The 12,033-nt window shown below is 65.0% G+C and carries 12 protein-coding genes, 3 tRNA genes and 1 pseudogene; 6 read left to right on the forward strand and 10 right to left on the reverse strand.

The features are described from left to right. Positions 1 to 48: 48 nt before the first annotated feature. The 3 genes from LXM88_RS09860 to LXM88_RS09870 all read right to left on the reverse strand — a co-directional run bounded on the left by LXM88_RS09860 (position 49) and on the right by LXM88_RS09870 (position 404). Positions 49 to 125 (reverse strand) — tRNA-Arg (locus LXM88_RS09860). A gap of 61 nt (positions 126 to 186) precedes the next feature. Continuing rightward, positions 187 to 263, reverse strand: a tRNA-Arg gene (locus LXM88_RS09865). Positions 264 to 327: 64 nt separating this feature from the next. After that, positions 328 to 404: transfer RNA gene (locus LXM88_RS09870), tRNA-Arg, on the reverse strand. 131 nt (positions 405 to 535) lie between these two features. On the opposite strand from LXM88_RS09870, the gene greB reads away from it, so the two are divergent. Next, a complete protein-coding gene (gene greB, locus LXM88_RS09875; protein WP_262541683.1) occupies positions 536 to 1,096 on the forward strand; it encodes a transcription elongation factor GreB in 561 nt (186 codons plus the stop codon). Positions 1,097 to 1,179: 83 nt separating this feature from the next. Here greB and LXM88_RS09880 read toward each other — a convergent pair whose 3' ends face one another. Together LXM88_RS09880 and LXM88_RS09885 are read right to left on the reverse strand one after the other, a co-directional pair. Continuing rightward, a complete protein-coding gene (locus LXM88_RS09880) occupies positions 1,180 to 2,322 on the reverse strand; it encodes a porin (protein ID WP_262541684.1) in 1,143 nt (380 codons plus the stop codon). Positions 2,323 to 2,820: 498 nt separating this feature from the next. Next, positions 2,821 to 3,087, reverse strand: coding sequence for a hypothetical protein (locus tag LXM88_RS09885; protein ID WP_262541685.1), 267 nt, complete (start codon positions 3,085 to 3,087; stop codon positions 2,821 to 2,823). 394 nt (positions 3,088 to 3,481) lie between these two features. Here LXM88_RS09885 and LXM88_RS09890 point away from each other — a divergent pair, with 394 nt between their 5' ends. Then, a complete protein-coding gene (locus LXM88_RS09890) occupies positions 3,482 to 3,685 on the forward strand; it encodes a cold-shock protein (protein ID WP_011351289.1) in 204 nt (67 codons plus the stop codon). Between the two features lie 141 nt (positions 3,686 to 3,826). Beyond that, positions 3,827 to 4,954, forward strand: coding sequence for an exonuclease domain-containing protein (locus LXM88_RS09895; RefSeq protein ID WP_262541686.1), 1,128 nt, complete (start codon positions 3,827 to 3,829; stop codon positions 4,952 to 4,954). A 37-nt stretch (positions 4,955 to 4,991) separates the two neighbouring features. On the opposite strand, the gene LXM88_RS09900 is transcribed toward LXM88_RS09895, so the two are convergent. Both LXM88_RS09900 and LXM88_RS09905 read right to left on the reverse strand, forming a co-directional pair. Beyond that, complete coding sequence (locus LXM88_RS09900) at positions 4,992 to 5,585, reverse strand: chorismate mutase (protein WP_262541687.1); 594 nt, start codon at positions 5,583 to 5,585, stop codon at positions 4,992 to 4,994. A gap of 223 nt (positions 5,586 to 5,808) precedes the next feature. Beyond that, positions 5,809 to 5,955, reverse strand: coding sequence for a hypothetical protein (locus LXM88_RS09905; protein WP_009690993.1), 147 nt, complete (start codon positions 5,953 to 5,955; stop codon positions 5,809 to 5,811). 208 nt (positions 5,956 to 6,163) lie between these two features. Here LXM88_RS09905 and LXM88_RS09910 point away from each other — a divergent pair, with 208 nt between their 5' ends. The 3 genes and pseudogenes from LXM88_RS09910 to LXM88_RS09920 all read left to right on the forward strand — a co-directional run. Further along, entirely contained in the window at positions 6,164 to 6,553 is a 390-nt protein-coding gene (locus tag LXM88_RS09910; protein WP_262541688.1) for a DUF2946 domain-containing protein, read from the forward strand. A gap of 127 nt (positions 6,554 to 6,680) precedes the next feature. Then, positions 6,681 to 9,044, forward strand: coding sequence for a TonB-dependent receptor (locus LXM88_RS09915; protein WP_262541689.1), 2,364 nt, complete (start codon positions 6,681 to 6,683; stop codon positions 9,042 to 9,044). 119 nt (positions 9,045 to 9,163) lie between these two features. Continuing rightward, positions 9,164 to 9,373: pseudogene (locus LXM88_RS09920) on the forward strand (TlpA family protein disulfide reductase); the annotation flags it as partial. A 79-nt stretch (positions 9,374 to 9,452) separates the two neighbouring features. Here LXM88_RS09920 and LXM88_RS09925 read toward each other — a convergent pair. The 3 genes from LXM88_RS09925 to LXM88_RS09935 all read right to left on the reverse strand — a co-directional run bounded on the left by LXM88_RS09925 (position 9,453) and on the right by LXM88_RS09935 (position 11,912). Continuing rightward, the gene (locus LXM88_RS09925) at positions 9,453 to 9,707 is read right to left on the reverse strand and encodes a GlsB/YeaQ/YmgE family stress response membrane protein (protein WP_027788093.1); all 255 of its coding nucleotides are present in this window, start codon (positions 9,705 to 9,707) and stop codon (positions 9,453 to 9,455) included. Between the two features lie 262 nt (positions 9,708 to 9,969). Further along, positions 9,970 to 10,182 (reverse strand): hypothetical protein, encoded by a 213-nt coding sequence (locus LXM88_RS09930; RefSeq protein ID WP_262541690.1) that lies wholly within the window; start codon positions 10,180 to 10,182, stop codon positions 9,970 to 9,972. Continuing rightward, positions 10,179 to 11,912, reverse strand: coding sequence for an FAD-dependent oxidoreductase (locus LXM88_RS09935; protein ID WP_262541691.1), 1,734 nt, complete (start codon positions 11,910 to 11,912; stop codon positions 10,179 to 10,181). Before LXM88_RS09935 ends, LXM88_RS09930 begins: the two co-directional genes overlap by 4 nt. Positions 11,913 to 12,033: the final 121 nt, after the last annotated feature.

The following is a 12,033-nucleotide window of genomic DNA, read 5'->3' on the forward strand; positions in this document are numbered from 1 at the left end:
GAGGGCAGAAAAGAAAAAGGGCCTTCCCGGAGGAAAGCCCTTTTAAGGTGGCGCGGCTGGCAGGATTCGAACCCACGACCCCTTGGTTCGTAGCCAAGTACTCTATCCAACTGAGCTACAGCCGCACGCAAAACGGTACTGCTTCAACTGTCGGAACCTTCTGCGATGGGAAGGCCCCCAAAAAAGTGGCGCGGCTGGCAGGATTCGAACCCACGACCCCTTGGTTCGTAGCCAAGTACTCTATCCAACTGAGCTACAGCCGCACGCAAAACAAATACTACTACTTCGAACTGAAAGGGCCTTCGGTTGGGAAGGCCCTCGAAAAGGTGGCGCGGCTGGCAGGATTCGAACCCACGACCCCTTGGTTCGTAGCCAAGTACTCTATCCAACTGAGCTACAGCCGCACGCAGAAGCGAAATTATAGCAGGGTTGTATAAAAAGGGAAGCCTTATTCGCGAATTACGCTGCGCGGCCTTGGCGGGGCGTCCTTCGTGTACCCTTGGAGCATCAGTCATCCACGTGTTGAATCTGCATCATGAACAAGGCGTTTGTCAAAGAGTCGGACGGTGACGACGACGATCTCGACCAGGCTCAACCCGCCATTCCAGCGGGCGCGAAGAACTACATCACGCCCGCCGGCCACAAGCGGCTGAGGGACGAGCTGCTGAACCTGATCGACGTCGAGCGCCCCGAGGTCGTGCGGCTCGTGTCGTGGGCCGCGTCGAACGGCGACCGGTCGGAGAACGGCGATTACATCTACGGCAAACGGCGGCTTCGCGAGATCGATCGCCGCATCCGCTTCCTGACGAAGCGGCTCGATCTGGCCGAAGTCGTCGACGCGAGCCGGCAGGAGAATGTCGACCAGGTGTTCTTCGGCGCAACGGTCGATTACGAGACGCCGGACGGCGAGGATCACACGGTCACGATCGTCGGGATCGACGAGGTCGATCTCGACCGCGGCTGCGTCAGCTGGATTTCGCCGGTCGCGCGTGCGCTGATCAAGGCGAAGATCGGCGATACCGTCACGCTGATGACGCCGGCCGGCCCGCAGCCGATCGACATACTCGACGTCCGTTATCCGGCAGCGGGCGCCTGAGCGGCAGCCTGCGTATTCCGGCAAAGAAAAAGCGCCCCGGCGGGGCGCTTCGTCATCCGGCGTGAAGCGGATGCGCCGGTCGCTCAGAAGCGATGGCGCAGGCCGGCCGTGACCGCGATCTGCTTGTTGGTCGAAGACGCGGCGCCCAGCCCGTTGATGTTGGCGCCGATCGGCAGGCCGTCCGCCAGCACCCGCTGGTATTCGCCCTGCAGGTACACGTCGGTGCGCTTCGACAGCGCATAGTCGGCCTGCAGGTTGAACTGGTGCCAGCTCGGCTTCTGACCGTCGAGACGGCCGTCGGTATACGTGTACGAGCCCGCGAGCGACAGCGCCGGTGTGAGCGCATAGCGGCCGTTCAGTTCGTAGTTGTTGAAGCGGGTGCCGCCCGCCAGCGGAATGCCGGCCGACACACCGGATTGGCCGGCACTGATGCCGACCGAATCGGTCAGGCGCGTCTGCGTGAATACGAAGCCCGCGGTCGCTGGCCCGAACGTGTAGTTGAGGCCCGCGCCCCAGGTGCGCTGGCGGCTGGCCGCGAAGGTCCAGTCGCCGGCGACCGCACCCGGATCGGCTGCCGCGAGCGCCAGCGAATTGATGTTGTTGTTCAGCTGCATGTACGCGGCCGCGACGTTGAAGCCCATGAAGCTGTACGACGCGCCGACGCTGTATGCGCGGTTGTTCGAGAAGTTGGTCGAATTCGAGAAGCCGTACAACGCGCCGAACTTCAGCCCGTTGTAGTTCGCGCTCTGGTACTTGACCGAGTTATTGATCCGGAACGAGTTGTTCAGGTTGTCGTTGTCGAACGGATGCGCGAACTGAGTGCCACCGTACTGCGTGCCGGTCAGCGACAGCGGCCCGAGATAATCGACGACGCTGTCGTACTGGCGGCCAAGCGTCAGCGAGCCATAGCTGTCGTGCGCGAGACCAACGAACGCTTGCCGGCCGAATTCGCGGCCGTTTTGCTTCAGCGCGCCGTTGTTGATGCCGAAACCATTTTCCAGTGTGAAGATCGCTTTCAGGCCGCCGCCGAGATCTTCGGTACCGCGCAAGCCCCAACGGCTGCCGTTGACCGACCCGCTCGTTTCCTGCCAGGCGCTGTGGCCGTGCTGGTTGTTCGTGTAGGTAATGCCGGCGTCGATCAGGCCGTATAGCGTCACGCTGCTTTGTGCGTGTGCTGCCGTAATGAATACACCCGACAACGCGGTGACGATCAGGGTTCTTTTCATGGATCTGTCTCCAAACAGGATGATGTCGATCGAACCTGCTGCCGGACGGGTGTGTTGTGCGTGACGCTGTTGCCGGCCCGGCAGGGCGGCGGTGCGTTTCTCGAAAAGCTGTTTGCAGTGTACGGAGCGGGCGGAGCAGGCGAGAGGCGCGCTTTAAGCAATAATGTATTTTGGAATCCGCAAAGATCGGAAAATGCGCGCAAACGATTGTCCATCAAGGGTTTGCGGCGGTGCAGCGAAAGAAAATGGCGATCAGGAGTACGTAGCGGGCGTTGCGTGGTCGCGACAGACGATCAGCGGCAGGCGGTGGCAGCCTTAGCGATTATTGACGCATCGGCAATAGAGGTTTGTGTGGAGCATGGCTAATGAAAGGATGTTCTCTCGCTATACTGCGATCTCTGCTTTCCGAAGCAGACTTTTTCGTTGACGGAAAAGATCTCCAAACCTTTGTCGGCGCGACTTCCCAGTCGCGCTTTTTTTTGCCCCGCTTACCGTGCGCTATTGCGCGAACGAGCGCCGTTTGCGCTTGCCTGACGGGGCAGCTTCTTCGGTTTCGGTTTGCGGCGGCGTGTAGGTCCAGTCTTCCATCACGTAGTGACGGGCATCCAGCGGCGATGCGAGCAGGTTCTGCCAGTGATCGCCGTGCCAGGTCGTATCGAACTCGGTGTCGCACGGGGCTTCACGAGCGGACTCGGCCAGCGCGCGGGACTTGCGGCGTACGCGTCCGAGCCGGCTCGCGAAGCGCTTGATTCCGTCCAGCCACATGACCCTCTCCTTCCTTTCGGCGTTACACCAGCATCGCAATGTCCCCGGATTTCCGCAACCCGGAAAAAACCCGAGGATTTTACCGAGCCGATTTGTCCCCCGGTAGGATTTTCGTGGCCGAGATTATTGACGATCCGATCCCGGTAATATTGACAGGTTTTTGACGCGAATCAATTAATCAAAGGCGATGGTGTACCGATTCCAGTGGTATTGGCGCTTTTTTGATAAAGAGGTCGCTAAAAATTTTCTTGACGCACCCGGATTGTCCAATTTATAAAGTCAGCACTCCGTCCTCGGGCGGCGTGCTGGTGCGGGTGCTGGCGCAATGTTTCGGGATTTCGGGAAACGGCTATAAAAATAGCTTTTTTGATCTAAACGAGTGGGGAACGAAGACATGGATACCGGTATCGTGAAATGGTTTAACGATGCTAAAGGTTTCGGCTTTATTACGTCGGACAATGGTGGTGAAGATTTGTTTGCGCACTTTTCCGAAATCAAGATGGACGGTTTCAAGACGCTGAAGGAAAACCAGCGTGTTTCGTTCGACGTGAAAGTCGGGCCGAAAGGCAAGCAGGCAGCGAATATCCAGGCGGTCTGACGCGCCTCGCATTGCCGATCACGTCCGGCCCCCGCATCGCGGGGGCTTTTCGTTTTCCGGGGGCGGATCATTGCCGTCCACGCTGGCCGCGAACACGCATGCCGGTGCATACTCACGGAAGCATCGTTTCCGTGTCTTTTCATGTCCGATTCCCGCCCGCCCGATCCCGCCAGCGAACAGCCGCTCGTCTTCGTCGACCTTGAAACCACCGGTGGTTCGTCCGCCGAGCATCGCATCACCGAAATCGGCGTGGTCGAAATCGGCCCGCTCGGCGTGTCGACGTGGACGACGCTCGTCAATCCGGGCCAGTCGATTCCGCCGTTCATCCAGCAATTGACGGGCATTTCGGACGCGATGGTGAGTGGCGCACCGTCGTTCGCGTCGCTCGCGCCGGCGCTGTTCGAGCGGCTCGACGGCAAGCTGTTCGTCGCGCACAACGCGAGTTTCGACCGCGGATTCCTGCGCGCCGAATTCGAGCGCGCCGGCTTCGCATTCAATCCCGATGTGCTGTGTACGGTGCGGCTGTCACGCGCGCTGTTCCCGCGCGAGTCGCGGCACGGGCTCGACGCATTGATCGAGCGGCATGGCCTCGTTCCGGCTGCGCGTCACCGGGCGCTCGCGGATGCCGACCTGATCTGGCAGTTCTGGCGCCAGTTGCACGACATCGTGCCGCTCGAGCGGCTGCGCGACCAGATCGCGCGCACGACGCGACACTTCCGTCTGGCCGGCGACCTGACCGAAGCCTGGCTCGATACCGCGCCGGCCGGGTGCGGCGCGTACGCGCTGTTCGGGGAGGGCGACGCAGCGCTGTATGTCGGCCGCAGCGTGCGCGTGCGGCAGCGGCTGCGCGCGCTGCTGACGGGCGAGCGGCGCTCGTCGAAGGAAATGCGGCTCGCGCAGCAGGTGCGGCGCGTCGAATGGCGCGAGACCGGTAATGAACTGGGCGCGATGCTGGCCGAAGCGCAATGGATCGCCCGGCTGCGTCCGTCGTACAACCGGCGTCCGGCGGCTGATACGACCCGTGCGGGCGGTGCGCCCTGGCCGTTCGAGGGCGCCGTTGCGTTCGAGGCGAACGGCGAGCGCCGCCTGTTTCATGTGATCGACGGCTGGCGCTACCTCGGTTCGGCGGAATCGCTCGACGCGGCGACACGGCTCGTGGTCGACGCGGCGGACGGCACGTTCGAACCCTTCACCCATCGCCTGCTGCAGACGCACCTCGCGCGCGGGCTCCAACTGATTCCGCTCGCTGCGCTCACGCCCGCGGGTTGAACGCAGCGGCGCGATTCGCGCCGCTGCGCCTGTTGCGTCAGCCGATCGCGCTTGCGCCGCCGGCCGAGCAGACGTGCGACAGCGCAGTGTCGAGCGCCTGCGACTGCGTCGAGTCATAGCGCGTGAGCGTCTTCCAGTTCGCGATGCTGCGCGCGAGCCGTGCCTGGCAATCGGGCGCATCGCGCAGCGGCGCGACCCGCGCGAGGCCCGCGAGCATTTTCTGCGTCAGCCGGTCGAGCGCCGGGCGCGTGCTGGTCGCGAGATCGGGGGGCGTGCCCTCGGGCGGCCGCGTCGCGCGCCAGGTCGCGAACAGTGCGTTCTGCACGTCCTTGCTCGCGGCGATCTGATCCTCGAAGAACGTCCGTGCGAACGCGGGATCGACGCCGGCCTGTGCCGCGCGTTTTTCGACCGAGGCAAGCAGCGCCGCTTCGCGCGGCTGGTCCTCGATCGCCTTGTGATTCGCCCATTTCCAGCGCGCGACGGGTTCGGCGAGCGCGAGGCGCTGTGACGCGAGCGCGACGACGTTGGTGAGGGCGGTGTCGTCGCCGTCTGCGCTGGCAATGCGCGGCGACGAAATGAGGGCGACACCGAGCACGGCGACAGCGACGCTGGCACGAATGGCTTGCTTCATCGGAATGATCGGGAGAGCCGGGCAGGCCGGACGTGGAAAACCAGAAGAATAGACGAAGACGGTCGCGCGGCGTAGCGACGCGACAGGAGAATCAGCAGGCGAGCTGATCCAGCACCGTCAGGCTGTTGCGGCCCGGGTGCGAGGCGAATTGCGCGCGATGCGCAGTGATGTACCGCACGATAGCGATGATCGACACGTGGCGGTTACAGAACCGAACAGGCGTTCACTTCGGCGAGTACAGCTTGTGCTGCTCGTCGAAGAAGGCCCGAACGTGCTCGGGCAGTTCGGCGAGGAATTCCACGCCGACGGGTTCCGGATCCGGGCTCATCACTTGCTCGGGCGGTGGCATGCGAGTTGGTCTTTCGTCCATGATCATTTCTCCAGCAGGTTCAATGATTATCAACCTCGTGCTTGGATTTTTGCCAGAGGCGAATCGTTAGATTTTGTCTCTGTTGTATTAACGGCACATGCGCCGGGATGCGAAGTGCGATGAAGTGCAATGCCGACTATTGCACTCTGCGCAATCGGCAACAATCGGACCGCTTGTTATACTTGCGCGCACTTTTTCCTGGACCGCGATGAAACGAACGACGCGATGGATCGGCTTCGTATGGCTGGCGCTGGTACTGAACGTACTGTCGCCTGTCATCGGCTATGCGCGTCTTGCGTCGAGCGGCTCCGGCGCGCTCACGCTCGAATTGTGCAGCGCAGCGGGCGCCCGCCAGGTCGTGCTCGCGCAGTCGGGCGACGACCGCGACACATCGTCGTTCGACCATGCCGGCGTGCCGCACTGCGTGTACTGCCCGGGCTTCGCGGCGAACGTCGCACTCGGCACGAGCCTGCCCGCGATGCCGGGCTTCGTGCGGACGTTCGCCTACCGCGCGGCCGCGCCGGTCGTTCCCGACTTCCCCCGCAAGGGCATCCGGCTCGCGCAGCCGCGCGCCCCGCCTGAAAACGCCCCGATCTGATTGATGTCGTCCGCGCGTCCCGGTGGCGCGCGTGCCGCCCGCGGCCGAGTCCGCGCGCCGCGCCGTTCATGCGCGGTGCGTCCGCTCGTGTCCGGCGGCGTCCGATCCCGTTTTCAGGAATTCATTCATGTCGTCTACCTTCGCCGCGCGGTCGTCGCGCGGCCGGCTCGCGCTCGCGTGCGCGGCCGCTTTCGCGTGGCCAGCCGCCCACGCGGCCTCGCCGGATGATGCACCCGTCGATTCGGCCCGCAGCGGTGTTGATCGTTCCGCCGGTGCCGCCGCGCCGGCCTCCGCTGTCGCGGCCCCGTCGACCGCCTCGGCCGGCGATACGCTGACCGCCGTCAGCGTGACCGCGCAGCGGCAACCCGTCGATCCGGATACGCCGGCCGTCGTCGAGTCGATCACGCGCGAGCGGATCGACTCGCACACCAACGTCACCACCGAGGACGCGCTGAAGTACGCACCGAACCTGATGGTCCGCAAGCGCTATATCGGCGACCGCAACAGCGTGTTCGCGGGCCGCGACTTCAACGAACTGCAGAGCGCGCGCGGACTCGTCTATGCGGACGGCGTGCTGCTGTCGAACCTGCTCGGCTCGAGCTACGCGTACCCGCCGCGCTGGTCGCTGATTCCGCCCGACGACATCGCGCGCGTCGACGTGCTCTATGGCCCCTTTTCCGCGCTGTATCCGGGCAATTCGATCGGCTCGACCGTGCTGCTCACGACGCGCCGCCCGGAAAAACTCGAGGCGTCGCTGTCGACGCAGTTCTTTACGCAGCGCTACCACGACGGTTACGGGTTCGCGGACAGCTTCGGCGGCAATCACCAGACCGCGCGGATTGCGAACCGCGTCGGCCGGTTCTGGTTCGCGCTGTCGCTCGACCGGCTGGAGAACAACGGGCAGCCGATGCAGTATGCAAGCCCCAATTCGGCCTACAACCCGAAGCTGGGTGCGGCCGTGCCGGTGACGGGCGCTGCGACCGACATCGGGCCGAACGGCAAGCCGCGGACGATCGTCGGCGCGCAGACGATCGAGCGGACCGAGCAGCTCAACGAGACGGTCCGGATGGGCTATGCGTTTACCGACCATGTCGACGCGACGCTCACGCTCGGGCATTGGGAGAACCACTACCGGCAGCACGGCGAAACCTTCCTGCGCGATGCGGCCGGCAATCCGGTCTACGGCGGCAACGTGTCGATCGGCGGCCGGAACATGACCGTCGCGCCGAATGCGTTCGCGCCGCAGCGCGGCGACCAGGAGAACTGGCTGTATGCGCTCGGCCTTAACGGCCGGCTCGATTCCGGCTGGCGGCTGTCGGGCGTCGTGTCCGCGTACGACGTGTCGCGCGACGTGCTGCGTGCTGCGTCGACCGTGCAGGGCGGTGCGGGCACGCTGTTCCAGGGCGACGGCACGGGCTGGCGCACGCTCGACCTGAAGGCCGAGGCACCGGAAGTGAAGGGCCACACGTTCACGTTCGGCTATCACTACGACAATTACTTCCTGCGCAACGTCACGTACAACACGGCCGACTGGCTGGCCGGGCCGACCACGTCACTGTCGAGCGTCTATCGCGGCGACACGCGCACGCAGGCGCTGTTCGGGCAGGACGCGTGGCGCTTCGCGCCAGGTTGGCTCGCGACGCTGGGGCTGCGCTACGAGCGCTGGGATGCGTACGGCGGCGCGCTCGGCAACGCAAGCGGTACGTTGGGCTATGCGGACCGCGGCGCGAACGCGCTGTCGCCGAAAGTCGCGCTGCAATGGGACGCGACGGACGTCTGGCGCTTCCGGCTGTCGTTCGCGACCGGCACGCGTTTCCCGACGGTCGGCGAGCTGTTCCAGGGCACGATCTCGAACAACGCGATCGTCAACAACAACCCGAACCTGCGGCCGGAAAAGGCGATCGACTGGGACTTCACCGCCGAACGCGACGTGGGCATCGGCGTCGTGCGTGGCAGCGTGTTCCAGAGCGACCTGCGCGATTCGATCTACAGCCAGACGACCGTGTCGGGCGCGTCGACCGTCACCAACATCTCGAACGTCGACCGCGTGCGCGTGCGCGGCGTCGAACTCGCGTTCAGCGGCGAGAACGTCGGGCTGAAGGGTCTCGCGATCGACGCGAACGTGTCGGCGAGCAATGCGCAGATCCTCGCCGATGCCGCGAATCCAGCCTACGTCGGCTCGCGTTTCCCGCGCATTCCGCGCATGCGCGCGAACCTGCTCGCGTCGTATCACTTCGACGAGCACTGGCTCGCGAGCGTTGGCGTGCGCTATTCGGGCCGCCAGTTCAACACGCTCGACAACAGCGACGTGAATCCGGACGTCTACGGCGGCACGAGCTCGTTCACGGTCGTCGACCTGAAGGCGCGCTACCGCCTCGATCGTCACTGGACCGCATCGGTCGGTATCGACAACCTGACGGACCGGCGCTACTACGTGTTCCACCCGTATCCGGGCCGTACCTTCTATGGAGAACTCAAATGGTCGCTGTGACATCGTTCGCGGCCGGCTGCGCGCTGCGGTTCGCGGCGCTGCCGCCTGCCGGCGCGCACGATGCGCGCGACGTGCCGAAAGCCGCCGATCAGCACGCCACGCACATCAGCATGCCGGCCGCGCCCGCGCAGATGAACCTGTCGCCGCCGGTCGCGCAGTATGCGAACGCGGAACCGATGCCCGAGCGTCTGCGCGCGGTGCTCGATGCGGGATGGAGAGGGGAAATGCTGCGCACCGTGTGGATCGGGCGCGATGGTGCACGCGAGGCGCGCAGCGGATTGCTGCCGGCTGACGTGCTCGACGGCTGGTTGCCGCGCGCGAAGCGTTGATCGGGCCGGTGGCGCGCGGCGAACGGGCCGCGCGCCGGCCTGATGCGAAAACGCGCCCGAAGGCGCGTGGAGAGATGCGTCAGGCCGCTCGCTTGAATAGCCGGATCACGAACAGCAGGATCACTGCGCCGACGACCGCGACGATCACCGAGCCGATGAAGCCGCTGCCGATGCTGATGCCGAGCAGCCCGGCGAGCCAGCCGCCGATCACCGCGCCGACGATCCCGACGATGATGTCGACGATCAGCCCGAAGCCGCCGCCCTTGACGAGCAGGCCGGCAAGCCAGCCGGCGATCGCGCCGATGATGAGCCACATAATCAAGCCATGAGTCATGGTGGTCCTCTCCTTGTGTTGAGTCGAAATGACCGGACATCGGCTGTCGCGCCGCAAGCTGGGTGCAGGCGGCATTGCGACCGCCGCGCCGCCCACGCAATGTAACGCGATAGGCGGGTCAGAATCGTTAAGTAATGTTATGCACCCTCAAGCGGATTTTCCAGGGAATTTGTCTGCCTACGGCGCGACTCGTGCGCGGACGATGCATGGCGAAATGAATCTGTAAGCAATGGTCGCCGATGAATTCCGTCGGCGACGAACGTTACCGTTTGTGCATCGATGCCGGCATGCCCGCATCGGGCAGTCCGTCGCCTGCGTCGGCGATCAGCCGTGCGACGGTCGCGGTATCGCCGATCGCCTCGATCGACAGCAGTGCGAAACGGGCGAGAAAGAGCGACGCGTCGGTTTCGCCGATACGGGTCATCGTGCGGCACAGGTCGGTGTAGAGCGTGTCGCGTTCGGCGTCGGTCATCATGCGGTCTCCTGAGGATCGGTTGATGCGCGCGGATGCAGCGCGTGTTCGAGCGCGGCGGCCACGTCGTCGGCGCGAGCGTTGTGCCAGCGGCCGAGTACGTGCCCGTCCGGACGCACGAGATAGACGGTGCCGTCACGCGCGCCGTACATGTCGAACAGCCGGCCGTCGTCGTCATGGCCGTCGCAGGCCGGTTGCCGCGGCGCCGCATGCCGTGCGAGCGTGACGAGTGCGAACGGTATCCGCGCATCCTGCAGGTGTCGTTCGAGATCGGCCAGCGACGGATCGGGCACGCCGTCGATCGTGAAGCAGAACGCGGTGAAGCGCGGCGCGACGAGATCGGTCAGGTGGCCGCGCCGAGTGTCGCCGCCGTGCGTCGCGTACCGCATCAGCGGGCATTCCGCGAGCACCGTGCCGGGCGCCGGGCCGGCCGCAAACGTGTCGCGCTCGGCCGAGTTGAGCGGCGACGCCGCATACGCGATTGCCGAGGTCTGGCGCGGGTTGATCAGCGAACGCAGCGCCGGATGCCGGACCGCGAGCGTCAACACGGCCGTGCGCATCAGCTCGAATGCAAACGACGGCGGCGCCATGAACTCGGTGCTCTTCGTGCCGTAGCGCAGGTTCTCGTGCGCCGCGAACACGCGCTCGTCCGAATAGCTGTCGAGCAGCGTGTCCGACGCCAGGCCGCGGATCACGTATGCGAGTTTCCACGCGATATTGTCGGCATCGTCGATGCCCGAATTCGCGCCGCGCACGCCGAAGATCGGCACCAGATGCGCGGCGTCGCCGCAGAACAGTACGCGGCCGTGCCGGTAGCGTTCGAGCGTCAGCGCGTTCGCCTTGTAGATCGTGATCCAGATCGGCGACCATGCGCCGCGTTCGCCCATCATGTCGAGCAGGTTCTGCACGCGCGGGATCACGTTCTCGGGCTTCACGGCCGCATCGGCGTCCTCGTCGTCGCGCAACTGATAGTCGATCCGCCACACGTTGTCGGGCTGTTTGTGGACGAGGACCGTCGAACCCGGGTTGGACGACGGATCGAAGTACGCGAGCCGTTCGGTCGGCCGGTCGCTGTCGAGCATGATGTCGACGATCACGTAGCGGCCCTCGTAGCTCGTGCCCCGGAGCGACAGGCCGAGCGCGTCGCGAATCGTGCTGCGTCCGCCGTCGCACGCGACGATCCAGTCGGCGTCGAGTGCGTAGCCGCCGAGCGGCGTATCGACGTCCAGACGTACGCCGTCCGGTTGCCGCGTCACACCGATGACCTTCGTCTGCCAGCGGATTTCGACGAGCTCGGGGCGACGCAGCGCGGCATCGAGCAGGAACTGCTCGATATGGTACTGCGCGAGATTCACCATCGGCGGCAGCTTCTGGTTCTCGTCCTGCGGCATCGTGAAATGCAGCACTTCGTCGCGACGGTAGAAGCTGCGTCCGCCGGTCCACGGCAGCCCCGTGCGCAGGAAGTCGTCGAGCGCGCCGAGCCGTTCGACGATCTCGAGGCTGCGCCGCGAGATGCAGATTGCGCGGCTGCCGTGGCAGACCGAGTCGTCGGCCTCGATCAGCACGCTGCGGATGCCGTGGTTCGCGAGGCCGAGCGCGACGGCGAGGCCCACGGGGCCGCCGCCGACGATCGCGACGCGATGCCGGCGCGCATCGATGCCGTCGTTGCAGTCCGGCAGACGCGCGGGATGGCGCTCGGCGACGAACGGGTAGGGCTTGAATTCGATGTCCATCGTTGGCTTCCAGGAGGGGCTGGTTCGGACCGTGCGCATCGATGATGCGATGCGGGCAACAGGTCGCTGCAGTATGGAAGCCGGCAGGGCCGCCGTTGTCCCCGTTCCGGGTACAGCGACT

It is taken from the genome of Burkholderia sp. S-53 (assembly GCF_025560745.1).
Lineage (GTDB): Bacteria > Pseudomonadota > Gammaproteobacteria > Burkholderiales > Burkholderiaceae > Burkholderia > Burkholderia pyrrocinia.